The sequence below is a fragment of the Teichococcus globiformis genome (genome assembly GCF_042646265.1).
GTDB classification, from domain to species: domain Bacteria; phylum Pseudomonadota; class Alphaproteobacteria; order Acetobacterales; family Acetobacteraceae; genus Pseudoroseomonas; species Pseudoroseomonas globiformis.
This window is the reverse complement of the sequence record NZ_JBHRTN010000001.1, coordinates 29,687-54,448: the sequence shown is the minus strand read 5'-3', so window position 1 is coordinate 54,448 and position 24,762 is coordinate 29,687. Positions and strand designations below refer to the sequence as shown.

19 protein-coding genes are annotated in these 24,762 nt (G+C 63.8%); 13 read left to right on the top strand and 6 right to left on the bottom strand.

Annotated elements, in window-relative coordinates; translation table 11 throughout:
* Window positions 1-272: 272 nt before the first annotated feature.
* Window positions 273-1,172 (bottom strand): LysR family transcriptional regulator, encoded by a 900-nt coding sequence (locus tag ACFOD4_RS00240; RefSeq protein ID WP_379592383.1) that lies wholly within the window; start codon window positions 1,170-1,172, stop codon window positions 273-275.
* A gap of 168 nt (window positions 1,173-1,340) precedes the next feature.
* On the opposite strand from ACFOD4_RS00240, the gene ACFOD4_RS00235 reads away from it, so the two are divergent.
* From ACFOD4_RS00235 to ACFOD4_RS00210, 6 genes are all read left to right on the top strand, one after another.
* A complete protein-coding gene (locus tag ACFOD4_RS00235) occupies window positions 1,341-2,315 on the top strand; it encodes a Bug family tripartite tricarboxylate transporter substrate binding protein (RefSeq protein ID WP_379592379.1) in 975 nt (324 codons plus the stop codon).
* A 14-nt stretch (window positions 2,316-2,329) separates the two neighbouring features.
* The gene (locus ACFOD4_RS00230) at window positions 2,330-3,298 is read left to right on the top strand and encodes a hydroxymethylglutaryl-CoA lyase (RefSeq protein ID WP_379592377.1); all 969 of its coding nucleotides are present in this window, start codon (window positions 2,330-2,332) and stop codon (window positions 3,296-3,298) included.
* Window positions 3,299-3,300: 2 nt separating this feature from the next.
* The gene (locus ACFOD4_RS00225; RefSeq protein ID WP_379592375.1) at window positions 3,301-4,449 is read left to right on the top strand and encodes a CaiB/BaiF CoA transferase family protein; all 1,149 of its coding nucleotides are present in this window, start codon (window positions 3,301-3,303) and stop codon (window positions 4,447-4,449) included.
* Window positions 4,450-4,745: 296 nt separating this feature from the next.
* Entirely contained in the window at window positions 4,746-5,306 is a 561-nt protein-coding gene (locus ACFOD4_RS00220) for a GNAT family N-acetyltransferase (protein WP_379592373.1), read from the top strand.
* Between the two features lie 441 nt (window positions 5,307-5,747).
* The gene (locus ACFOD4_RS00215) at window positions 5,748-6,644 is read left to right on the top strand and encodes a DMT family transporter (RefSeq protein WP_379592371.1); all 897 of its coding nucleotides are present in this window, start codon (window positions 5,748-5,750) and stop codon (window positions 6,642-6,644) included.
* 372 nt (window positions 6,645-7,016) lie between these two features.
* Complete coding sequence (locus tag ACFOD4_RS00210) at window positions 7,017-9,518, top strand: ATP-binding protein (protein ID WP_379592369.1); 2,502 nt, start codon at window positions 7,017-7,019, stop codon at window positions 9,516-9,518.
* Between the two features lie 391 nt (window positions 9,519-9,909).
* Here ACFOD4_RS00210 and ACFOD4_RS00205 read toward each other — a convergent pair whose 3' ends face one another.
* Window positions 9,910-10,848, bottom strand: coding sequence for a LysR family transcriptional regulator (locus ACFOD4_RS00205; RefSeq protein WP_379592367.1), 939 nt, complete (start codon window positions 10,846-10,848; stop codon window positions 9,910-9,912).
* Between the two features lie 154 nt (window positions 10,849-11,002).
* Between ACFOD4_RS00205 and ACFOD4_RS00200 the strand changes: the two genes are divergently transcribed.
* From ACFOD4_RS00200 to ACFOD4_RS00190, 3 genes are all read left to right on the top strand, one after another.
* Window positions 11,003-11,992 (top strand): MBL fold metallo-hydrolase, encoded by a 990-nt coding sequence (locus ACFOD4_RS00200; protein WP_379592365.1) that lies wholly within the window; start codon window positions 11,003-11,005, stop codon window positions 11,990-11,992.
* A gap of 32 nt (window positions 11,993-12,024) precedes the next feature.
* The gene (locus ACFOD4_RS00195) at window positions 12,025-13,104 is read left to right on the top strand and encodes an aldo/keto reductase (protein ID WP_379592363.1); all 1,080 of its coding nucleotides are present in this window, start codon (window positions 12,025-12,027) and stop codon (window positions 13,102-13,104) included.
* Window positions 13,105-13,305: 201 nt separating this feature from the next.
* Window positions 13,306-14,067 (top strand): DNA polymerase III subunit epsilon, encoded by a 762-nt coding sequence (locus ACFOD4_RS00190; RefSeq protein ID WP_379592361.1) that lies wholly within the window; start codon window positions 13,306-13,308, stop codon window positions 14,065-14,067.
* A 6-nt stretch (window positions 14,068-14,073) separates the two neighbouring features.
* On the opposite strand, the gene ACFOD4_RS00185 is transcribed toward ACFOD4_RS00190, so the two are convergent.
* The 3 genes from ACFOD4_RS00185 to ACFOD4_RS00175 all read right to left on the bottom strand — a co-directional run bounded on the left by ACFOD4_RS00185 (window position 14,074) and on the right by ACFOD4_RS00175 (window position 19,139).
* Window positions 14,074-15,663 carry an ABC transporter substrate-binding protein gene (locus ACFOD4_RS00185; RefSeq protein WP_379592359.1) on the bottom strand — a complete coding sequence of 530 codons (1,590 nt, stop codon included), beginning with the start codon at window positions 15,661-15,663 and terminating at the stop codon, window positions 14,074-14,076.
* Window positions 15,664-15,702: 39 nt separating this feature from the next.
* Entirely contained in the window at window positions 15,703-17,172 is a 1,470-nt protein-coding gene (locus tag ACFOD4_RS00180; protein ID WP_379592357.1) for a M81 family metallopeptidase, read from the bottom strand.
* A 974-nt stretch (window positions 17,173-18,146) separates the two neighbouring features.
* Window positions 18,147-19,139, bottom strand: coding sequence for a LacI family DNA-binding transcriptional regulator (locus ACFOD4_RS00175; RefSeq protein ID WP_379592355.1), 993 nt, complete (start codon window positions 19,137-19,139; stop codon window positions 18,147-18,149).
* A gap of 153 nt (window positions 19,140-19,292) precedes the next feature.
* On the opposite strand from ACFOD4_RS00175, the gene ACFOD4_RS00170 reads away from it, so the two are divergent.
* Together ACFOD4_RS00170 and ACFOD4_RS00165 are read left to right on the top strand one after the other, a co-directional pair.
* Window positions 19,293-20,054, top strand: coding sequence for an HpcH/HpaI aldolase family protein (locus tag ACFOD4_RS00170; RefSeq protein WP_379592353.1), 762 nt, complete (start codon window positions 19,293-19,295; stop codon window positions 20,052-20,054).
* An 82-nt stretch (window positions 20,055-20,136) separates the two neighbouring features.
* Window positions 20,137-21,123, top strand: a complete 987-nt coding sequence (locus ACFOD4_RS00165) for a Bug family tripartite tricarboxylate transporter substrate binding protein (RefSeq protein WP_379592351.1) — start codon at window positions 20,137-20,139, stop codon at window positions 21,121-21,123.
* Between the two features lie 34 nt (window positions 21,124-21,157).
* On the opposite strand, the gene ACFOD4_RS00160 is transcribed toward ACFOD4_RS00165, so the two are convergent.
* Window positions 21,158-22,696, bottom strand: a complete 1,539-nt coding sequence (locus ACFOD4_RS00160) for an ABC transporter substrate-binding protein (RefSeq protein ID WP_379592349.1) — start codon at window positions 22,694-22,696, stop codon at window positions 21,158-21,160.
* A 221-nt stretch (window positions 22,697-22,917) separates the two neighbouring features.
* On the opposite strand from ACFOD4_RS00160, the gene ACFOD4_RS00155 reads away from it, so the two are divergent.
* Together ACFOD4_RS00155 and ACFOD4_RS00150 are read left to right on the top strand one after the other, a co-directional pair.
* Window positions 22,918-23,889 (top strand): Bug family tripartite tricarboxylate transporter substrate binding protein, encoded by a 972-nt coding sequence (locus tag ACFOD4_RS00155; protein WP_379592347.1) that lies wholly within the window; start codon window positions 22,918-22,920, stop codon window positions 23,887-23,889.
* Entirely contained in the window at window positions 23,886-24,752 is an 867-nt protein-coding gene (locus ACFOD4_RS00150; RefSeq protein WP_379592345.1) for an amidohydrolase family protein, read from the top strand. The genes ACFOD4_RS00155 and ACFOD4_RS00150 overlap by 4 nt, the downstream gene beginning before the upstream one ends.
* Window positions 24,753-24,762: the final 10 nt, after the last annotated feature.

Here is a 24,762-nt window from a genome sequence, read left to right as displayed (position 1 = left end):
CCAGCGCCCATTCGTCATCAGATACATCAGACGGGTACGGCTTGCGGGCACTCATGTCCAACAGCCTGATCGTTACCAACCCGCTGGTCCATAACAGCCTCTAGGTTGGCGATGTCGGTTCACACCGGAGGTTCCGCCAGTCAGCAAGGATGGCATTATCCAGGGTGGCGCGTTACTAGCCTTGTTTAGAGCAAGCACTTCGACCGAGCCAATCGGCATGAGAGATTGATCGGACGTTTTCAGCGAGCCGTGCGAAGGTAATTACCAGAACTTCAGACCGTATCGCCTCGCGCCAGAAGGTAGTTGGCAAAAAGCTGTGCTGTTCTGGGCAGTCGTTCCGCCTGACGCCAGATGATGCAGATTTGAGGACGTGCCCAAGCTTCATCCAGTTCAACGAAGCGCAGCCCATAGAGCCGGCTTTGTGACTCCTGTAGAAAGGAGGGAGCCACACCCACCCCCATGCCCGCAGCGATCATCCGGCAAACCGCCTCAAAGCCACGCACTCGGATGCGGCTGCGCTTGATCATTCCACCCTGTTTGGCAGCATAGTCGAGCAGCTGTGACAGTGCGGTACTCGCCGATTGCTCGACCTGCTCATAGGTCAGCAGCGCGGCATAGGTGAGTCTGCGGCGCCGTGCAAGCACGTGTCCGGCAGGTAGAACGGCCGCGAGATTGTAGCCGCGCCAAGGCATCATCGTCAGGGCCTCCGGACGGAAAATATTCGGACCAATGCCGATCTCAGCGCGCCCTTGCAGGATATCCTCCATCAGCGCTGGCGTCTCGAATTCCTCTAGCTCGATCCGGATCTCGGGATGCTGCTTTGCGAAGGATTGAATATCGGCCGGCAGCCCCGCCGATAAAGCCGAGGAAGACGCACGTACACGTAGATGGCCACGGACCCCTTCTCCGTATTCCTCCATCTCTTGCTGCATCGCGTCCGCAACCCGCAACAGCTGCCGAGCATGGTGAAGAAACGCTTCCCCCGCTGCGGTGGGCGTCACCCCCTGCGGACCTCGTTCCAGCAGGGCAACGCCGATGATCGCTTCCAGATCCGACAGGCGCTTGCTGATAGCCGAAGCAACGATGTTCTCGCACCGCGCCGCTCGCGCGATGCTGCCGGCTTCCACTGTGCTGACGAACAGCCGGGCTGAAAGCAGCGCAGCGCGGTGCATTGCTGTCCCGTCTCGTTTTGAGATGGGGGGCGACGCCAAAGGTCGCTTCCCTGGGGGACGAGTCATCGCAACACTCCTGTCGCAAAGAAGGGGAGGCGGAGGCGGCATCGTCCCTCTCCGACAGGACCCACCCGGCGGAGGCCGGGATCAAGGGAGGAATGTACCATTATGCTGCGCCGCCATCTCGGGGCCCTGGCCCTTGCCGGTAGCTTGCCGGCGATAGGGCTCTCACGAAAGGCCCGAGCCCAGGCCTATCCTTCGCGGCCGATCCGCATGATCTCGCCATTTCCGCCCGGCGGCGGCACCGATTTGCTGGCTCGCGCGCTGTGCACCCGGCTTGCCGAGGCGAAAGGCTGGACGGTGGTGGTCGAGAACCGGGCAGGTGCCAATGGGGCGATCGGCCTGGCTGAGGCCGCTCGCGCGCCGACCGAGGGCTATGATATTGTGCTCGGCCAGCAAGACAATCTGGTTCTGGCGCCGCTATTGACCAAAGTGGCGTTTGACCCTGTGAAGGACTTTGCGCCGGTCGCCTTCGCTGTCCAATCGCCACCGGTTATCACGGTGGCTACCCAATCGCCGTACAAGAGCTTCGCCGACTTGGTGAAAGCCGCCAAGGCGGCGCCCGGCAGCCTGGCTTTCGGTAGCTCTGGCAGCGGCAGTTCCTCGCACATCATCAGCGAGATGTTACGCTTGCACGGCGGTATCCAGCTACAACACGTGCCGTATCGCGGTTCCAATCCTGCCATGGCCGATCTGATGGGCGGGCATGTGGCGGCAGTTGGGTCTTCCATTGCGTCGGCCAGCAGCGCCCTGCAATCCGGCGCAGCACGGCCGCTGGCGGTTGCCGGTGTCACACGAAGCTCTTCACTCCCGGATACGCCGACCTTGCGTGAACTCGGCTATGACGTCGAGATGACGACCTGGTGGGGAGTGCTGGGTCCGGCCCGGATGCCGCAAATGGTCACCGAGCTGCTGAACAAGGAGTTCAACCAGCTCATGAGCCAGCCAGAGCTGATCCGTGTGCTGGCGCAACAGGGCATGGAGCCAGCGCCATCCACCCCCGCTGCCTTCGCCGAGTTGATTCGCAAAGACGTCGAGACCTGCCGTGCCATCATCAATCAGATCGGCATGAAGCTGGACTGAACCAGGAGCAAATCATGCCGGATAGCGGCTACGCCCCCCAATACGGCCCGAGCCAGGGCTTCGTCGAGATCTGCGAGGCTGGAACTCGCGACGGGCTTCAGATTGAGAGCCAGATCATCCCGGCTGCGGAGAAGATCGCACTGGTGGACGCCATGCTTGATAGCGGCATCCGCCATGTCGAGGTGACTTCCTTTGTCTCGCCCCGTGCCGTGCCGCAGATGGCCGATGCCGAGGAAGTGCTGCGCGGCATCCGCAAGCGCGCCGACACCAATCTCATGGCGTTGGTGCCTAATCTCCGTGGTGCCGAGCGGGCGCTGACCACGCCGGTCGATGGTGGAGTGCTGCTGATCTCAGCATCCGAAACGCACAACCGCAAGAACCTCAACCGCGGCATCGACGAATCCCTGGAGAGCTTTCCCGCAGTGGCGGCACGTCTCCGCGATGGCGGCAAGGAGGTCCTGGGCGGCGTCGCAGTGGCCTTCGGCTGTCCTTTCGAGGGCGAAGTCGATCTGGACGGCATCATCCGCATCGGCCAAGTCTATGCCTCACTGGGCGTGAGGCACATGACGCTGGGCGACACCACCGGCATGGCCGCCCCGCGCAATGTGCGCCGCACGCTCAGGGCGTTGCGCGCGGCGCTGCCAAGCATGGAATTTACCATGCACCTGCACAACACGCGCGGTGTTGGCCTCGCCAATGTCCTTGTCTCGCTGGAGGAAGGCGTCCGGCGCTTCGACTCCGCCGCTGGCGGGCTTGGCGGCTGCCCCTTTGCCGCCGGTGCTACAGGCAATATCTGCACTGAGGATCTCGTCTACCTGCTGGATGAGAGCAACTGGACAACGGGCATCGACCTCGAGAAGAGCATAGCTGTGGCAAAGCGCATGGAGACGTTGCTCGGCCGGGCCCTGCCGGGCCAGGTCATGCGCGCAGGACCCAGGCTCCGACTGCACGCGGTGGATGCCGTACCGACGGCGGCCGGCTGAGCATGCCGCAGCCGCTTTCAGGGGTACGTGTCGTCGACCTGACGCGTATCCTCTCGGGTCCTTTCTGCACCGCGCTACTTGGCGACATGGGAGCAGACGTTATCAAGATTGAACCGCCGTCCGAAGGCGATCCGGTGCGCAGCGCCGGAGCTGGGCGAGACGGGATGAGCTGGTACTTCGCCGCTTTCAATCGCAACAAGCGCTCTGTCGCATTGGACCTGCGCAGCGAGGTAGGCCGTGAGACTCTGGCCGGCCTGCTGGCGAAGGCCGATGTGCTGGTGGAGAACTTCCGGCCCGGCGTCTTGGACGCGATGGGCTTCGGGGCGGCACGGCTGGAAGCGATCAACCCGCGTCTGATTACCGCCAGCATCAATGGCTATGGCTCCTCCGGCCCCTATGTCGCGCGCCCGGCCTTCGACTTTGTTATCCAGGCCATGAGCGGCTTCATGAGCACCAATGGCACGGCAGATGGCGAGCCGCTCCGTAGTGGGCCGCCCATCACCGATCTTGTCGCCGGTCTCTACTGTGCCTTCGGCATCGTCAATGCGCTGCATGCACGAAACAGCACGGGACGCGGACAGCGGGTAGAGGCGGCAATGATGGATGGCATCATCAGCTTGTTTGCTTATCTGGCCTCGGATCATCTGGTGACTGGCTCGGTTCCCGCTCGCGCAGGCAATCACCACCCGATTACCGCGCCGTATGGATTGTTCACCACGGCCGATGGTGAGCTGGCCGTAGCTCCCAGCACCGAGGCCATCCTGCGCCGTTTCCTGCGGACGTTGGACCTGGAAGCAGTGCTCTCGGATCCACGCTTCGCGAGCAATGCGTTGCGCATGCGGCATCACAGGGACTTGGATGCGCTCATCAATGCCCGGATGAGCAGCGAGCCGAGGCAGATCTGGCTGGAGCGATTGAACGCGGCAGGGGTTCCCTGCGGCTTTGTCCAGGATATTGGGGAGGCACTGTCCGATCCGCAGGTGCTGCATCGTGAGATGGTGCTCGATGTGGAGCATCCTGGGCACGGCACTGTGCGCATGCTGGGATTTCCGGTGAAGCTCTCGGAAACGCCGTGCCGTATCCGACATCCCGCGCCGGACCATGGTGCTCACACGGGCGAGGTGTTAGCCGAGTGGCGCAGTGACAAATAACCTGCTTGAGAGACATGGATTTGCAAGAACATGTGGTATGCCGCCTGAGATTCGGGAGGTATGGGATCACACAAAGTCATCATAAGGGATGCAGGGCAGGGGCTTTCCTGGTTCATTCCAAAGAGGCGCTGGGCCATGGACCTCGGCAGAGCTTGGCCGAAAGCTGCCTGACGAAGGTCGGACCTTGATTAGGCGGACCTGGACGTATGGCTTGGGGCGGCCGACCACCAGAACTGGCCTATAGCTGGCTTTGTGTGGCTCTAAACTCCATGGCCTATGGTGATATACACTGACCTATGACCAAAGACCTGATCACCCTCGCTGTCGCGGAAGATAGTGACATCAACGATTTTAAGAAGGAGCTACAAAACGCCTTCGCAGTGGCCGTAGCGAATGAGTTCGGATCGCTGCCGGGGGGACCGATCCCAGCTGATGAAGTTCTTGCTAAGTCAATCAGTGCTCCGAACTCCGTGGTGCTGCGCATCCTTCGCGATGGTCAGAAGGTCGGCGGTGCTGTGCTCACCATCAACACAGAGACCCATCATAACTCACTTGATCTCTTCTTCCTGAAGCTGGGCCAGCACGGTCATGGTATCGGCCTCAAAGCCTGGTTTGCCATTGAGCAGAAGTATCCCGAGACGATCACTTGGCAGACGCACACTCCGTATTTTGAGAAACGAAACATCCACTTCTACGTCAACAAGTGCGGCTTCAAGATCATCGAATTCTTCAACAAGTATCATTCAGATCCAAACCACCCTGGCCAGGATGACCTGCCCGGCGGCGACGGTGACGCGTTCCAGTTTGAGAAGGTCATGCGCACCGTCGAAGGCATGGCCAAAGGCCAACTCCCATGACCGCTTCCCACCCGATCCGGTCCACTCGTGGCCGAGGGTACGTGACCGATTTGTGAAAGATGGCAGCCCGAACATCTGAGAAGGGCGCCTAGCCGTCAATCCAGCCTCCTTGTGGGCAACATCGCCATGCACCAAATCGCGCCGGGACAGAATTGAGGCACTTCCTCGAGGCTCCCTGAGGAGCAGGACTTATCGGGAACAAGATGAGTAAGGGCTGGATAGCAGCTGCCTCTCCAGTCTTTCATCGGGGGTGAGCACCATGCACTCGTCGGAGTGCTGGCCGGAAGCGGCCAGGCCGCTTCCAAAATCACATTACGAAGGATCAGACACTCGGCGAAAGCTGCCGCTTTACCACCCGTGGCCCGAAGCGGGCTGTCTGAGGGCATGGCCAGCGGCCGATTGGCAGGGCATCCTCCCGGAGATCCAGGAGAAGAGCAGACTGTGACCCAGGCATCCGAAGAGCAGAACTCCCATTCTGCACCACTCGTGGCCATCAGCCTGATCCTGTTCTCCAGTCTGCTGTATGTGGTCGGCTACTCCCTGTCCAAGGTGCTGGTCGAGAGCTACGGCCTCACAGCCCTTCAGGTGACCTTTTTGCGTTGCGCCATGGTGCTTGGTGGGGGTCTGTGCCTGCTCCCATGGTCCGGCTCCGGCATCAACCTGCCGCGCCTTCTGGTGCCGCCGCGGGCGTGGGAGCAACGGGCTGCGGCAGCCGCCCTTGTGGTGTCGAACGCACTGGCGATCGTCTCCTATAGCTTGATGCCGGTGACCACCGCCTCTGCCCTTGGCTTCACCACACCGTTGCTGCTGGCTGCCTTTGGCAGCCTGTTCCTGGGTGAGCGCGCATCCTGGGTCCGCTGGATCGGCACAGGCATCGGCTTCTCCGGGATGTTGCTGATCGTGCGGCCAGGCACCAGTCCGGTCGGCCTTGGGATCGTGGCCGCGCTGGGCGCCGCCGTGACCTACTCGCTGTACCAGATCCTGATTCGTCGCCTGCGCACCGTGGCCTCCAGTCTGGACACCGCCTTGCAGGTTGCGCTGGTCGGCACCGTGCTGCTGGCCGGACCAATGATGGTTCTCTGGCAATCCGTCAGCTTGCAGGCCCTAGCGATCATGGCGCTGTGTACTCTTATCCAGACGGCCGCCCTGGCCAGCCTTGCCGCCGCTCTACGTCGTGGGGAAGCCTCACAGCTGGCGCCATGGCAGTTCTCCGGCCTCCTTTGGGCGATGCTGATCGACGCGGTGATGTTCTCGCTAGTGCCGAGCGCCTACTCGATCCTTGGAGGCGTTCTGATCATTGGTGGCGGCATCCTGGCGCAGCTTCGCTTCGGACGATGAGCGAACACTGTGGCAAAGCACAACTGATGCCGCTCTCGACCTTGGCCAGAAATGCCGGTTAGATTGACTGGCGCGACAGGCGCCCTGCACCGTTCCCGTGCATCGAAAGCAGTTGTAGTGATTATTCATACCAATAATGATGGGCTGAATGCGCATCCGCCGGTCCACCTTGATCTCCCTCAGCCCAGAATTTCAAACTGTCGCTGATAGCCTCCTGGCAACAGCGCGCTACGGCAATATCAGCGATGATGCGAACTGCTCCACGCTTGCTCGAAGAGCATCAAATCGCTTTCCAGGTCCACGAGGCCACGATGAAGGCGCCCCCAGCCGGCCTCAAGTCAACGGCTCTGCAGCCGGGGAAGGGAAGATCCAATGCCCGGTGAGCAGCCCGCACAGGTGCAGCCGTTGATCGGCGGGGGCAAGATAGGGCAGCATGTCCGCGACACGGATTGGGCGGCTACCCCCTTGGGTGACTATGCCGGATGGCCGCAGTCGCTCCGCTCCGCCCTGTCTCTGGTGCTTAACAGCAAGGGTGTCGCAGCCTTGTGCTGGGGGCCGCAGCAATGGCTGCTCTACAATGATGCCTACAGCGCCGCCCTCGGTGACCGGCACCCCTGGGCGTTCGGGCGCCCGATGCCCGAGGTGCTCACCGACCTCGCTCCCATGCTTGGCCCGCAGGTGGCCGAGGTCCTTGCGACCGGCCGAGGCTTTGCCATCGAGAACCTTGCAATGGTGATGCGGCGGCACGGCCGGGACGAGCCAACGATCTGGACCTACAACTTCTCACCAATCCAGGGCGAAGGCACAGGCTTCGCGGGTGTGCTGTTACTGGCCACGGAGATGACCCAGCAGAAACTGGCTGACCGGGCCGAGCAGCAGGTCAGAACCCGCCTCACGACGGCTCTTCAGGTCGCGAAGCTCGGCGCGTTCGATTGGTGCCACGCGGCAGGCACTGTTGAGGTCGATGCGCGGAGCCGTGTCATCTTCGGCTTGCCGCTCCACGGCGCCATCCGAGAAGAAGACATCTTCGGCCGAATCGCTCCCAAGGACCGTGACCGCGTACAATCGGAGGCCACGATGTATGCCAGGCTGGAGGCGCCATCCGAAGGGCTCGATCCAGGGCGGACGGTTGAATTCAGCTACGATGTCGTGCATCCGGATGGCTCCCTGCATTCGGTTGAAAGCAACGGCCAGGTGGTGCAAGCGCCTGATGGCACGTACCGGGTTGTCGGCACCTTCAACGACGTCACCGACCTCAGATGCGCTCAGAAGGTCCTCCAGGAGCAGAAGGCCAGCCTCGAACAGCAAGTCGCCCAGCGCACGATAGAGCGCGACCTCCTGTTCGGGATCTTCGAGACGACCGACGTCATGATCATGGCGTGCGGACTCGACTACACGATCCTCGCCATCAACAAGGCCAATGCCGACGAGTTTGAGCGCATCTACGGCGTTCGGCCGAAGGTGGGCGACAACATGCTCGACCTGCTGGATGATCAACCAGAGCATCAGGCGCAGGTCCGGGAGGGTTGGGGACAGGGACTGACCGGCGGGGAAATTACGATCATAGAGGACTATGGCGATCCGGCCAGGGCGCGGCCCGATTACGAGGTTCGGTTCCGGCCCTTGTGGAACGAGCGCGGCGAACGCATCGGCTGCTACCAGTTCGTGACCGACGTGACGGAGCGGCTGCGTGACCAGGCCAAGCTCGCCCAGATGCAGGAAGCCCTGCGCCAGTCGCAGAAGATGGAAGCCGTAGGCCAGCTCACCGGTGGCCTAGCGCATGACTTCAACAACCTGCTGACCGGCATCAGCGGCAGCCTGGAAATTCTCAGCGCGCGCGTGGCTCAAGGGCGGACAAAAGACCTGGAGCGCTTCATTGCGGCAGCCGAGGGTGCCGCTGGACGAGCAGCGGCGCTGACTCACCGGTTGTTGGCCTTCTCGCGTCGCCAAACGCTGGCGCCACAGCCGACCGACGTGAACCGGCTGATGGCGGGAATGGAGGAGCTGATCCGGCGTACAGTCGGACCATCCGTCGTGCTGGAGGTGGTCGGCCCCGAAGGCCTTTGGCCGACCCTAATCGACCCGAACCAGCTGGAGAACGCGCTGCTGAACCTCAGCATTAACGCGCGGGACGCCATGCCGGAGGGCGGGCGCCTGACCATCGAGACAGCCAACATGTGGCTGGACGAGCGTGCGGCGGGTGAGCGCGATCTGGCGGCTGGACCGTACATCTCGCTCTGCGTCACCGACACCGGCACGGGGATGACGCCGGAGGTGGTGGAACGCGCCTTCGACCCGTTCTTTACCACCAAGCCGCTGGGCCAGGGCACGGGCTTGGGACTGTCCATGATCCACGGCTTCGTGCGCCAGTCAGGCGGCCAGGTGCACATCCACTCGCGGCTGGGCCAGGGCAGCACGATGTGCCTGTACCTGCCACGGCACCTCGGCGCGGCGGATGCGACGGAAAAGGTGCCGGTTCCGACCCAGGTGCCGCGGGCGGAAGCAGGCCAGACGGTGCTGGTGGTGGACGACGAACCCACCGTGCGCATGCTGATCCTGGAAGTGCTGGAGGAGCTCGGCTATGCAGGTCTGGAAGCTGAAGATGGTGCCGCCGGTCTGCACATCCTGAGGTCCGACGCCCGGATCGACCTTCTGGTCAGCGATGTCGGGCTGCCCGGCGGCATGAACGGGCGCCAGATGGCGGATGCGGCGCGCGCCCTGCGGCCGACCCTCAAGGTGCTGTTCATCACCGGCTATGCCGAAAATGCCGTGCTGAGCCACGGCCACCTGGAACCCGGCATGCGTGTGCTCACCAAGCCTTTCGCGCTTGAAGCCCTGGCGAGCCGCATCAAGGAGCTGACCTCGGACCGGTAAGAAGTTGCGGAAACAGAGATGCCGCCGCCTTCCGCCTGTCTTCTAACTGCTCCAGAGCATGCCCTGAGCTGAAGCATGCCTGTGCCAGGATGGTCGAGACAGTCAGTGTTATTGTAGCTCGTTTATCCGTTGCGGGCCTTGGCAGTCCTCCGTCAGCCTGAAAGCTGGTGTCCGCTTTGTGGAAGGCTGCAGAGCTGTTCTGAATGATCGGGGTGTGCGCGCCAAGCAGCCGATGCCATCCATCTTCCATGCCCGCGCGGTACTACGCTGGCGTTGAATAAGGCGCCTCGACCAAGCCGCTCAGATGGGAGGTTTGTCGAATTGTCTAAGCGCGTGGAATGCCGAGCGGGGAAGCATATCGTCTTGGCCTCCGGCAGATTGGCTCAGGAGTTCAGTCTTTCATGCGTCCATCCACGCTTCGGAGAGCAGCTTCCAGGTGCCAGTCATAGGCGCGGAGGTGGGCCAGGAAGGCCCGCATTGCGGCGCCCGTGTGGCGTCTGTTTGGATAGTAGAGGAACCAGCTCGGCAGTACTGGGCTCCAGCCGCGCAGCACCTCAACTAGGTCACCGCTCGCGATGCGGTCACGGACGTAATCCTCAAAGACATGCGCAATGCCCTGGCCGGCAACCGCCGCCTGCATTTCCTGATGCGCCGAGCCGAGCGTTAGGCGGCCATTCGGTGTGACCTCGAAGGCCTCGCCATCCTTTTCGAAACGCCAGGTGGCGAGGGTTCCGCCCGGGAAGCGCCGGCGGATGCAGTCGTACCGGGCGAGCTCCTGCGGCGTGGTGGGCGTGCCCCGCCGCTTGAGGTAGTCGGGCGAGGCGACGATCGCGTATCGGAGAGGTGGCCCGAGCGGCACGGCGATCATGTCCTTTTCCACCTGCCTGCCGAAGCGCACGCCAGCATCGAAGCCGCGCTCAACGATATCCATGATCGCCGCGTCACTGATGATCTCGACCTTCACCTCCGGGTAGGCGCGCATGAAGCTGAAGGCCAGCGGGCACAGCACATGGTCGGCCGCCGGTCCAGGTGCGTTGATGCGGATTGTGCCAGAAGGGTTCTCCCGCAGCTGGTCTAGATCGGCGACCGCTTGCCGGATGTCGTCCAGCGCTGGAGCGAGGCGTTCCAGCAGGCGCTCGCCGGCTTCGGTCGGGGAGACGCTCCGCGTTGTCCTGTTCAGCAGGCGGATGCCTAGCGTTGCCTCCAAGGCAGCAACAGTCTGGCTGAGGGCCGAGGATGACACCCCTCGCTCGATCGCTGCTGCCCGGAAGCCGCCGCACCGGACGATGCCGACGAAAACGTCCAGGCTGTCAAGGCGAAGTGGCTGCATTATGAAGCACAGCTTACCAAGTCGCAAAGCTTTAGGCCAGTTCAAGACGCAGTTCTCTGGGAGCATCTGTGAGCCGAACAGCTCGCTCCACGACAGTGATGCTTTCGCCAGTGCCGTGGCCGGGGCTGTTCAAGGAGAGGGCAGGAGGATCCGCGTGAACAACTTCATCGCTTTCCAGCGTAGAACGGCGTTGACAACTGCTGCCGGGGCGGCGGCCTTCCTGCTAGGAGGCGCCCGAAACCGGCCGGCTTCCGCGCAAGGCGCCCTTCCACCAGTCGGCAACGCTGGCCACTACCGGTTCCGGATTGGCGAGATCGCCGCGACCGTGCTGAGCGACGGGCTGATCGGTGGTCCCCCCCGGATCTACGCCGCCGATGCACCGGATGGCGAATTGCAGGACGTCCTGCGGCGTGCGTTTTTACCAACGGACCACCTGACGCTGAACCTGAACACCTTGCTGATCGAGACGGGCGGTCGGCGCATCCTGCTGGAGGCTGGCGCGGGGCAGACCATGGGGCCGAATGGCGGCCGCCTCTTCAACCATCTCGCCGCCATTGGCCTGACCCCGGCCGATATCGACGCCGTGGTGATCTCGCACACCCACCCCGACCATGTCGGCAACCTCCGGGCGGCCGGTGGAGGGAGGGCCTTTCCTCGAGCCACGGTCTTTGCGCCTCAGGCCGATTGGGCCTTTTTTGTCCGCGGGGAGCCGGACCTTTCCTACATGCCGGTGCCGGAGGATTTCCGCCGCCGCTTCGCTGCGGCGATCAAGCGCAGCGTCGAGCCCGTAGCCAATAGCGTGGAACTCTACGAGAGCGGCTCCGAGATCCTTCCTGGACTGGCCACGGTCGCGGCCCCTGGCCATACGCCCGGCATGGCGGCCTTCCTGGTTCATTCCGGGAACGACCAGCTCCTGCTGACCGCCGACCTCGCCTATCACCCGGTCGTCAATGTGGATCGTCCCTGGCGTCCGGGACCGGACCGGGATCCGGACGCAGCCCTTGCCGCGCGTCGAAGCCTGTTTGATCGGGCGGCCGTCGACCGCATCCCGGTGCTCGGTTTCCACTACCCGTTCCCTGGCATCGGTCACTTGCTGAAGACCGATGCTGGCTATGGCTGGGTTCCGGCGGCCTGGCAGTTCTGACGATAACTCCAGCCAGAGAAAGGTCATCGCCCATGACAGACAACACATCCCATTCCAGCCGGCGTGGCCTTCTCGGCGCGGCAGCTCTTGGGGCGACCCTGGTTGGCATGCGGAGCCTCCAGGCTCAGACTGGCGGCGCAGTGCCCACGACCACATCTGAGGCCGCGCCAGTGATCACGCGTCGGATCGGACGGACGGGCCAGACGGTGACGGCGCTGGGCCTCGGCACCTTTCTGACCTTTGACCTGAAGCCAGGTGACCGGCGGGACGGGCTGCGTGAGGTGATGGGGCGCTACGTCGCCGGCGGCGGTCGCATGATCGACACGTCGCCGCTCTACGGTTCAGCCGAAATGAATGTTGGGTGTTTCATGGCTGGCCTTCCTGAGGAGCCGGATCTGTTCGTCGCCAACAAGATTTGGTCGACCGGCGAGTTCCTCGGCGATGAGAGCCACGCACTGGCAAGTCTGGAGCAGTCCAGGCTCCGCATCTGGCGCTCCTCCATAGACCTCATGCAATGCCACAGCCTGGTCAACGCGGCGGTTATCATTCCCCTGCTGCAAGCGTGGAAGCGCGAGGGGCTGATCCGACATGTCGGCATCACCCACCACGAGACGCCAGCCCAGGACGAGCTGGTGCGGATCGTCGAGGGTGGTGGGGTGGACGTAGTGCAGACGAACTACTCGATCTTTTCCCGCGGCGCGGAGAACCGGCTGCTGCCGGCCGCGGCCGAACGCGGCGTCGGGGTTTTGGTGAACCTGCCCCTCGAGAAGGCGCGGCTGATGCGGCTGGTGGAAGGACACCCGGTACCCGACTTTGCGCGCGACTTCGGCGCGGCAAGCTGGGCACAGTTCTTCCTCAAATGGGCGATGGGCCATCCGGCCGTCACTTCCGTGCTGTGCGGCACGTCAAACCCGGATCATGCCGCCGACAACGTCCAGGCACTCCGTGGGCCACTGCCGGACCAGGCCATGCGCCGCCGGATGGTCGCGCATATGGAGACGATCCCCGGCTTTGACGAAGTCGGCGGGACGCCCTGGTATCCCGGCAAAGATGGTTTGTACCAGGGCCTTATCCGAGCGGCACAGGCCCGGGCCAAAGCCCGGCTGATTTAAGACATTTCGAAAAGGCAAAACGAGATGCCGGGGTCATCGACGAGCAGTTGGGTGTTATTCACGTTGGGGGATGTGCTTCACACCCGTCCGGTGCAATGAGGACCCAGCGCATGCCGGAGGCTCGGCGGCGCTGCACCGAGAAAATCAGGAGCGGCTTATCAGGTGGTGCTGGCAGCATACCTAGAGTGCATGCAGAATCTGATGGAACCAGCACCTCGCCGCATTCGCGTCATTGACCTGGAAACAACGGGAGACAGCTTCGCGAATGGCGGAGTAGTTGAGATCGGCTGGCAGGACCTCATGCCCGGGCCTGACGGACACTGGGCGTTGCAAGGAGGACCGGAGGCGAAGTTTGTGCGGCCTGCCTTCCCCATCTCCCCAATGACCTCGGCTGTGCATCACATCGTCGATGAGGATGTAGTGGATGCGCTGACTTGGACCGATCTGGCGCCGAGGATCCTGAAAGCGGAGGGAGTCGTGGCACTCGCCGCGCACCGGGCCGCTTTCGAGCAGCGCTGGTGCGCGCCGCGCCTGACCGGCCATGCGCACTGGATCTGCACCTACAAATGCGCCCTTCGCCTGTGGCCAGAGGCGCCCTCCCACTCCAACCAGGGACTGCGCTACTGGCGGAAGCCGGCAGGCCTTGACCGCGCGACGGGGCTGCCCGCGCACCGTGCGGGACCGGACGCCTATGTCACGGCACACCATCTGCGTGATATGCTGGCCGAAGCCGAGCTGGAACGGCTGCTGGAATGGTCGGCGCAGCCGGCGCTGCTGGTGCGGGTCCCGACTGGAGCGCTGCGAGGCCGGCGCTGGGCTGAGCTGAAAGAGACCGAATTGCGGCAGGTTTTGAGCGGCGAGTTCGGGCACAACAGCGACATGATGTTCACGGCGCGAACCGAGCTTGAGCGGCGTAGCAGCGCTGAGCCGGAGCCGCCGCGCCAGCTCCGGCTCGGCGTTTAGCAGGCTTCAGGCCCGCCGCACATTCCAGGGATAAGGCGCGTTGCCCTGGCGGACGCCCTGCAGGTCAGCACGATAGGCGGTTTTGCCCATCAACTGGCCTAGCGGAATGGTGGCCGCCCCCTCCATGCACAGGCGGTTAATCCGGAAGGCGATTTCCTGCCGGCTTTGCGGCTGGGGAGCGTAAAGCCATTCATTCACCAGCTCCTCCACCGCCTGGTTCTCCCACCAGCCGAACCAGCCCTGTGTGCCCGAACCGCGCACCAGCGGCGATAGGGCAGGGGTGCCATAGACAGTGGCGGTGCCATAGGTGTGGAAAATACTCCATCCGCCGCGCTCCACCGGCTCTCGGCTGGCACGGCGGCTGGAGATGGTGCCCCAGTCACCGGTCTGCAAATCCACGTTCAGCCCGGCACGGCGCAGCACGTCGTAGGTCACCTGGCCCAACGGCTCGATGGTACGGTGGTCAGCCGGATGCAGCACCGCGATTTTCTCACCGGCATACCCTGCTTTCTCAAAGGCCTCCCGCACGTCAGCGATCGAGGCATCGCCGGGCATCAGCTCCGCCGCGTTCTCTGTGTAGTAGGGCGTGCCACGCGGGAACAGGCTGGGGCAGGTGGTCCAGCCGGAGCGATCATCTCCGCCGGCGGCCATCATGTAATCTTCCTGATTGACCGCCAGCATCATCGCACGTCGGATCGCTGGGTTGTCAAAGGGCGGCTGCAGGCAGTTCAACCGCATCAGCCCCATCTGGCCCGAGGGGTGGATGCGGTCGATCTTGACCTGCCGGCTCCGGGCCAAGCTCGGCAACAGGTCGGCGATCGGCGCCTCCAGCCAGTCCACCTCGCCAGTCATCAGCGCGGATTGAGCGGTGGCCGGGTCACCCACGATATGCCACTCGATACGGTCAAAATGCGCAACCTTGGCGCCGCTGGCCCAGTCGGGGACTTCGTTGCGCGACTGGTAATCTGCGAACTTGCGATAGACTACCCTGCTGCCGGAAACCAGTTCGTCGCGCACAAACTCATAGGGGCCCGAGCCAATCATCTCCGTCACCGGGCGGCGCGGATCGCTGCGGGCGATGCGCTCCGGCATGATGAAGGGCACGCAGGGATCGGCCTTGCCCAATGCATCCAGCAGCAGGGGGAAGGGGCGCTTCAGGTGGATGCGCAGCGTTCGATCATCAGGCGCGTCGTAGCGGTCCACGACATGGCCGACGATCTGACCGAAGGTATCGACGCCCTTCGTCCAGCGCTCGATGCTGGCCGCGCAATCGACCCCACGCACCGGCGCGCCGTCATGGAAGCGCAGCTCCTCGCGCAGCCGGATGGTCCAGACGCGGCCATCGTCGGAGACGGAATGACCCTCGGCCATTTGCGGCTGTGGCTCCATCTGCCCATTCACGGCGTAGAGCGTGTCGAAGACATTGTAGCCGTGATGGGCGCTGATGACGGCAGTGGTCGTAATGGGGTCGAGTACGGCGAGATCGGCATGCGGCACAATCCGCAGCGTCTGCCGGCGCGTATCCTGGCCGATGGCTGGTGCGGCGAGGCCCGCGCCGAGCAGGAGCGGCGCTGAGAGGAGGGTGCGGCGATGCATGGATGGGACGTTCCTCTGATTACGACGATGGTGCCCGCTTCAGAAAATGAGGCTCGGCGGCGCATCATCGTCGAGCGGCCACAGCGGCCGCTGGATCTTTTTGAAGGGAAGGAGGCGGTAGTCGCGCGGGATCGGCCCGTCCGCATCTACATAGATGACGCGCTTCGCAACAAGGCCGAAGGCACCGCGGAAATGGTTGGTGGATTTTACCAGGATGAGCTTCCGGGCCGTGGGCTCGATCCCGACGTTGCGGAACAACTCCAGTCCCATCGCCTGGGACCGTTCTGTGATCAGCACCACCTCTACGCCGCCGATGCGAATGGCGGCGCAGTCGCCGAGATTGACGCGCGTCTCGCCGAACATCTGCCATGCATCGGTGGCGAGCGCCGTCACTTCGACCTCGGCATCAATGGGCAGGCCAGAGGTGGAGGCGATCTTGCCGCCGAAGCGCAGTGCCAGCCGCGCGCCAATCCCGGCATCAAAGCATAGGCGTGCAGCGATCGGGTCCCAGATTGGGCCGACGGCCACGTCCTGCAGATCGCGATCGATCAGGCGGCGCAGGATGGTGGTATTGTCGCCGGGAGCGCCGCCGCCGGGATTGTCGGCGGGGTCGGCGAGCACCACGGGTCCGCCCTCCGTGGCCAGGGCGGCGTCAATGGCTTGCTCGACATCCATGTAGGGCGGGGCGGTCTGACCGCGGACCTCCACCAGTTCCTGCCCTAGCGCGGTGGCGAGCGCCTCTGCCCGGGCCTTGTCGCCATCGGCAATAACCAGCACGCGCACCCCGATCTCCGGTACATCCGCATAGGGAAAGGAATGGCAGATGGAGATGGAGAGGATGCCATCCTGTCCTTCCATGGCCTTGATGCGGTCGATGAAGCCGCGCATCCAGGGTTCGGTGGTCGGATAGGCGCCGAGTTGCCGACAGTCGTAGACGGCGGAGACCGGGCGCACCTCGCGGCGGATGGCACGCAGCATAAGGGTCAGTAACTCCTCCGCCCGCTCCACGATGTCGGTATGCGGAAATTCCTTGTAGAGCATGATTAAGTCGGATTCCTGCACGCGCTTCACCGTCAGGTGGCAATGCGGGTCCAGCTCCACGGCGATCACACAGTCCGGCCCCACAATTGCACGCGCGCGGACGATGATGTCACCTTCCACATCGTCGTATCCGTAAGCCACCATGGCGCCGTGCAGGCCTAGCAGCAGACCGTCCAGGGGCAAGGCGGCATGGATTTGCACCAGCACTTCGTCGCGCATCGCCTCATAGGCGTCACGGCTCGTGGTACCGGACGGATGGGTAGCGAAACAGCTTCCCTCGATCAGGGTGAAGCCTTCAGCGCGGGCGCGGCGACGCGCCACGAAAAGCGGTGCGCTGAAGGAACGCGGAACGTCGTCCGGCAACTCGCCCGGGCGATACCAACCTTCGTCCTGGTAGGAGCGCAGACTGGTCGGCAAAGGCGAGAAGGTGTTGGTTTCCGTCGCGATTGTCGCGGAGAAGAGTCGCATCCATGGAGTCCCGCCTGATGCAGGGCGCGGCGCCATCCGGCGCGTCGCCATACCTGTTTTCACTTGCCGGCGGAAGCGGAGCATGACCCACCGGCGGCGAAGTACTGCCCACAAGGGCGCGAGGCCGACTGCCTCGAGCAGAATGCTGTGAGCGACACTCGATCGAGCGGCTCCTATGACGTCGATCGCTTCCTGTTTGATGCCGTGGAAGATTAGGCAGATGGAAGCGTATTGCCAGAGAGAATGTTGTCTCGCATCGGAGACACATGAGATGACCGGGACCTTGAATGATGGCGGAGAGCAAGGCGCCTGACCGGCAACGCGACGTGGATCGTCTGATTGAGCTGCTGGAGCCGATTAAGCGGCCGCTTGCAAGACCGCACTGGTGGACCAGCTGATCAAGGCTGCTACGGCCTTGTCGATAGCGCTCCAGCACTGGCCTGGGCCGCCTGAATGCGGATTATCAGATTGAAGCCGCGACAATAAGGGGCAGGATGAGCATCCCCAGTTCCTCATAGGCAGCCATCTAACCGCATAGCTCGGTTTGGGTCGCGCGACTCCACCGGGTGCATCACTCGCCAGCAGGTGGCCAACAACGAAATGGCTGCTACCGGAGCCTGGCCGGATAGTATCGGACATCATCCCGCGCCACCCCTTTTGACCGTCGGCTCGGTGGCACTTTCTATGATCAAGGAACGGATGCTTGTCCGTTGACTAGGCGACCCTTCGAAGCTCCATCCGGGGTCTGGCAGCGGCTGAACACGAAGCCATGGGATTTATGAGCAGGAAGCTGACTGGCGGAGGCGCCGTCCTCGTCTCCAGCGGGGATGACGATGTTAACAAGCGCCCTGGTACGATCGGTTATTCGATCGGAACGGAACAACGTCAAAGAGCGGAGTAACGCGCTGCTGAGCGGAGTAGACCTGATGCTACCCTGATCATGGTTGTCCAGATCAACGACGGCTTTCGCAGCATCAACCTCCGGCACATACCGATGCAGTGGAGGCGCGCTTCACAAGCGGTGCGGGCAGCACAACGGTCTCGAAGGGACGATCCGGCACTTCGATCCTGGCCAGGATCAGCCGGGCAGCCGCCATACCAATCTCTTGCTTGGGCAGAAATGGACTGGTCAGTTCGATCCCAGGCAGGGCAGATAGGAAGGTATCCTCCAGTGCAAGCAGCGAAAGATCCTGCGGGACCGAACGGCCCGCCGCTTGGAGCCCGTCGCGCAGGCCGAGCGCCAGGATGTCATTGGCGGCAATAACGGCGCTAGGCGTCGCCGCAAGCAGCGCCGGCACCGCCGCGCGTCCTGAGTCCAGATCTGTATGCGCCATCCGGAGGATCAGCGCCTCGTCGACCGCACCGAAGCGCTCGCGCATGAAGCTGCAATAGATGGCCAGGCGCTCCTCCGCCGTGGTGGAAGGCCTGCCTCCGAGCAGGGTGATGGCGATCCGACGATGCCCCAGCGCGGCCAGATGCGTGAGTCCTTCCAGCAGGGGGCCACGCAGGTCGATCGTCACATGGTCGGACAGCTGCTCCATGTGACGGCGGGCCAGCAGCACGAATGGAATGCCGGCGCGCGTTAGCAGCGACACATCCTCGTCCCGTGACGAATAAGGCTGCAGGATCACCCCGTCCGCGCGCTGCGCCACCAGGTTGCGGATCTGTCCAGACTGACGCTCCGGCCGAGCATCGTGGCTGGCCACAAGCAACTGGTATCCGGCTTCCTCCAGCACCTCTGCCGCGCCCCGTGCAATCTGGCCAAACATAGGATTGGCGATGTCAGGAATGACGAGACCCATGGACCAGCTTCGCTGCATCCTGAGGGCACGTGCAGCCGGAGAGGCGCGGTAGCCTAGCCGCTTCGCTGCCTCCATCACGCGTTCGCGTGTCTTCTCCGACACTCGCCCAGTGCCCGATAATGCGTTCGAGACCGATGCTACGGAGACGCCACAATGACGTGCCACGTCGGCGATGGTGGGTCGGGCATCGGGTTCGGCTGGTGTACAAGGTGGCAGCGCTTACCTCCATGATCTTGCATATTGACAGGATCGAGGATCAATGTCCTGATTGATTAAACCTTTAATCACGCCTCGCCAAGAGGCTCAGGGGAGGACTTTATGAGCGATATCATCCGGCAGCGCCGGGCCGAGGGCCGTGCCATCCTCAACGGCTGGCTGAGTATTCCTTCCGGCATCAGCGCAGAGATCATGGCGCGGGCAGGATGGGACACCATCACCATCGACCTTCAGCACGGGATGATCGATCTGCCAGATGCGATCCAGATGCTGCAGGCTATCGGCAACACCTCCGCCTTGCCGCTGGCGCGGCCAGAATGGAACGAGCCGGGCCAGATCATGAAGCTGCTGGATGCCGGGGCCATGGGCATCATCTGCCCGATGGTCAACTCAGCCGAGGAAGCCCGCCGTCTGGTTGCCGCTTGCCGCTACGCGCCGCTCGGCGAGCGCAGCTTCGGACCGCTGCGCGCGAGCCTCATCCACGGAGCCGACTACTGGAAGACGGCCAATGAGAAGATCCTGGTCCTGGCGATGATCGAGACGCGCCGGGCGCTGGACGCATTGGATGAGATCCTGGCGGTCGAGGGGCTGGACGGCGTCTATGTTGGCCCGGCTGATTTCGGTCTTTCACTGTTCGGCAACCCGGATTCCGAGCCAGAGGATGAACGGGCCATCGCTGCCATTGCCAGTGTCCGCCAGAAGGCGCAGGCAGCGGGGCGGATCGCGGCCGTTCATAACCTCTCGGCCGAGCATGCGCGGCGTATGGCCGGACAAAAATGGGATTTCGTCACCGCTGGCAGCGATACGCGCATCCTGTCGCAGGGCGCGGCGAGCTACATCCAGCGATTCAACGACGCCGGCTGATCCCTTCCCCAGGCGGCCCCGCGCCGTCTGGCCTTCGCGATCATCACGGGCGGCCAACGCCCGGAAGGCAGGAAACCCCTTCATGCAACGCCGTACCTGCGTCTCGCTTCTTGCAGCCCTTCCTTTCGCTGTCACCCGGCGCGCTCAGGCCCAGGCGCCGGCAAGCCCGGCCTGGAAGCCCAGCCGCCCAGTCACCTTCATCGTGGGCTTCGCGCCGGGCGGCAGCACCGATACCGCCGCCCGCATCCTGGCTGAGGCCGTCGGCTCGGTCCTGGGGCAATCCGTGGTCGTGGAGAACCGTGCCGGCGCCGCAGGCAACATCGCTTCGGAAGCCGTCGCCCGTAGTGTTCCGGACGGCTCCACCTTCGTCGCCGGGGCGATCGGCACCCACGCGATCAACCAGTTCTTGTATCCCGACATGGGCTTCCACGTGGTGCGCGACTTCGCGCCCATCTCCCTCACGGCCATGAATTCCGCTGTGCTGGTGGCTCACCCGTCGCTCCCATCACGCTCAGTGGCGGAGCTGGTGGCTCAGGCCAAGGTCAAGCCCGGGCATCTTAATTCCGGCACCGCCGGTTCCGGCAGCACCCAGCACCTGGCCTCTGTGCTGTTTGAACAGCAGGCCGGCGTTGAGTTCACCCATGTGCCCTACCGGGGAGGTGCGCCGGCCATCGCGGATCTGATTGCCGGCCGCGTCGATATTGTCTTCGCGCCGATCGTCGAAGCCCTGGCCCATATCCAGAGCGGGCAGCTGCGTGCCCTGGGCGTGACGCGGCAGGATCGTTCGCCGATCCTGCCGGAAGTTCCGGCGATTGGCGAAGCGCTGCCGGGCTATGTGTTCAATACCTGGCAGGGCCTTTTCGCGCCGGCGGGTACCCCGCCGCACATCGTTGCAGGCATGTCGGCCGCCGTTGCCTCGGCCCTGCGCCAGCCACGGACGCGGCAGCGGATGGAGGAACTGGGCTTCCAGCCGATGGGCAGCACGGCGGAGGAGTTTGCGACCTTCCAGCTTGCCGAGGTGGCGAAGATGGAGGAACTGGTCCGGCTGTCGGGCGCCAGCGCCAAGTAGCCAGTTTCCGGCGAGCAGCGGAGCGAGGACGCCCTTAGCCGGGTGTTGTTCGCTCCAAGGATATGGGGGCATAGAAGGTCAGGCTGCCGGGCATGTTGGCGAAACCCTGGACCTCGGCCTGCATACCGAAGGCCTGGGAGCGGAGCGAGAGCCAGACAATGGGGCATTCCTCCGCGGCAGCCCGTTGCAGATCGTCGTAGATCTTGCGGCGTTTCAACATGTCGGTCTCCTGCCGCCCGGCCCTGAACAGGGCATTGATGCGTGCGCTATTGAAGCCGTGCGATCGGGTATAGGCTCCGCTCCCGCCCATGAAGATGCCGAGGCCGTCCGGATCAGGCCACGGCGCGACGGTGCCGAACACGGCGAATTCGTATTGGCCCCGGTTACCGAGGGCAACGCGGGTTCCCCATTCCGGCAACTGCAGCGCCACATCGATACCAATCTCGCGCAGGTTCTGCTGCACCACCTCCGCCGTGGACTGGTGCAGCGTGGGGCTGGACGTTGCCAGAAGCGTGGCGCTGAAGCCGCTGCCAACACCTGCTTCTTGCAAGAGTTGCCGGGCCTTGCGGGGGTCGTAGGAGAAGATGTTGGCGCTGGGCAGGTCGTCGAAGGGCGCCGGGAAGGGCATGCCGAAGAGTGGCGTGCCACGGCCATAAGTCGCGGCCCGCACCACCTCGTCGCGCTTGACGGCATAAGCGACGGCACGCCGCACCCGCGCATCGGCGAAGGGGCCGCTTTGCGTGTTGAACAACAGGTTCATGAAAGGACCGACCGTGGCATCCATCTTCAGCCGCGGATTCTGTTCGACCGCCGACATGCTCTGCCACGGCACCCCTTCGATGATGTCCACATCTCTGGCCTGCAAGGCCGCGACCCGGAGGTTCTCGTCGCCATAGCCCTGAAAACGGATGCGTGACACCTGCGGCACGCCCGGCTTGTAGAAATCTGGGAAGCGCTCGACGGTGATCGCCGATCCTCGTTCCACAGCCGCCAGGCGGAATGGCCCGGCGCCCACCGGCAGCCCCTGCGACATGGCCTTTCGTGCGGAAAGCACGGGTGCGTGGTAGCTTGCCATGAGGTGCGGGAAGGGGCTGTAGGGTTCCTTCAGCACGATGCGCCCCTCACGTAGGCCAAGGACCTCCACCCGCTCTACCACGCCGAGGAAGGGCTTCATGTAGGCCACCGAGGTCGCCTGCAGGATCTCCTCGATCGTGAACTTCACATCCTCCGCCGTGACCGCGTCACCGTTGTGGAACCTGGCGTTCGGGCGCAGGACAAAGCGGTAGGCCGCGGCGCCATCCGCCTGCCACTCCTCCGCCATCTCAGGCTGCAACTGTCCGTCTGGATCATAGGAAAGCAGCCCGCGATAGATCATGAGCTTCACGGCCGCCTGGGATGAGCCGGTATTCTCCAGCGGCCGGATGTTGGGCGGGAAGTTCACAAGGCCGACCCGCAACGTCCTGTCGGCTGCCGCCGCGATGCGCGAACGGGCTGACCCCAGCAATGTCAAGCCACCCCCCATGCCGATAAGGGTGCGCCGCCCCATTCCCATCGATATACCGCCGTCAGTCATCGCGCCTGCTCCCGCTGTTGGTGCCCCGTTCTCCCGACGGTTCGGTCCCCGAGTGTGCGTCGGATCGGTCGCGCCGGCGAGCGGCCAAATACATGCTGCGCTCCGGACCGGAGAGGATCGGGGCTGGCATGGCTTGGCAAGCCACGCCGAACCAGGACACTTTGTTTCGGATCCGGCAGGACGACCGGACGCTCACGAACAAGGTTTAAGAGGAAACGCGCATGAGCATGATCAGCCGCAGGACGCTGGCGGCCGTCGGGGCGGGAGCCCTCACACTCCAAAACGCTGCCGCTCAGTCCTACCCCTCCCGTCCGATCCGCTGGATCCTCGGCTTTGGTGCCGGCGGGGTGGGCGATCTGATCGCCCGGCTGGTGGCGCCGCGGATCTCGGAGGGTCTGGGCGGGCAGCCGCTGGTGATCGAGAACCGGCCCAGCGCCGGCGGGATTGTCGCCGCGGAAGCCGTTGCCCGCGCGGAGCCGGATGGCTACACGCTGCTGCTGGTGACCACCACCACGGCCACGGCTGCGGCAATGTACCGGGCGCTGCCCTTTGACACGATCCGGGACTTCACCTTTGTCGGCCAGTTGGCGGTGTTCGAGCATGTTATCGCTACGGCGGCGGATGGTCCCTACAAGAATCTGCGTGGCCTGATCGCCGCGGCGCGAGAGCGGCCGGGCCGGATCAATCTCGGATCGATCGGTGTTGGCAGTGCGCAGCACCTTTCAGTGGAACTGTTCAAGTCGGTGGCCGGGATCGAGGCCACGGTCGTCAACTATCGCAGCACGCCGGAGCTGATCAACGCGATCGCGACCGGCGAGGTTCAGGCGGGCTTCGAGACCCTGGCGCCAGTCATGCCGCAACTGGGCGGCCGACTGCGTGGTCTGGCCATCCCCGCCCCCGTCCGCTTTTCTGGCTTGCCGCAGGTCCCCACCACAGCAGAGGAGGGCCTGCCGGACTATGTTATCAGGTCCTGGAACGGGATCTGCGCGCCGGCGGGACTGCCACCGGGCATAGCCGAGCGGCTCAACCGGGAACTGATCCGTGTTGCGGCCATGCCCGACGTTCAGAACCGATTGCGGGAACTCGGTGTCGAGCCGATGTCCGGACCTCCGGATGCCCTGCGTGATCTGATGAAAGCCGAGATCGCGCGTTATGATGGCATCGTTGCCAAGGCCGGGATTGAGCGGCTGTGATCCATCCCTTGGCGATTCCTGGACCTGATCCCGAGACCCGGCAGCCCGCCAATGCGCTGCCGCCGAACGCCTGCGACGCCCACTGCCATGTATTCGGTCCTGGAGGCCGCTTCCCCTATGTGGCCGAAAGCACCTTCATGACGCCGGACGCACCGGTCGAGGCATTGTCGGCGATGCACCGCGTCCTCGGCATTGAGCGAGTCGTGTTGGTTCAAGCAAGCTGCCATGGCTACGACAACAGCGCCATGATGGACGCCATCGCCGCCGATCCATCTCGGCGGCGCGGCGTCGCGATGGTGGCCATGGATGTGGCTGACCAGGATCTGGCTGCCTTGCAGGCCGGAGGTGTTCGCGCCATCCGGCTGAACTTCGTACGGCATCTGGCGCAGCGACCGGATTTGGCGGAAGCCAGGCAGATCATCGCCCGCGTCGCTGAGCGCGGGTGGCATGTGGAGCTGCACATGGACGCCCACGACATTCCTGACCTGGAGCCATGGATCCGCACACTGCCCGGTCGCTTCGTGATCGACCATATGGGACGGGTTCCGGCCACCGCCGGCACCAACCAGCCGGCGTTCCAGGCCGTGCTCCGGCTGATGGAGCGGCCGAATGCCTGGGCCAAGATCTCGGGAGGCGACAGGCTCTCATCCGGACCGCCTTTTCACGATGCGGTGCCGTTTGCCCGTGCATTGATCGCTCAGGCTCCGGATCGTCTTGTCTGGGGAACCGATTGGCCACATTCCAACATCAAGACGGCGATGCCGAATGATGGGGATTTGGCGGATCTTCTCGAAGCGTATGCAGGCCAGACCGCAATCCACCGCATCCTCGTGGAGAACCCGACGGCCTTGTATTGGCGATAGAGCGCCAGCG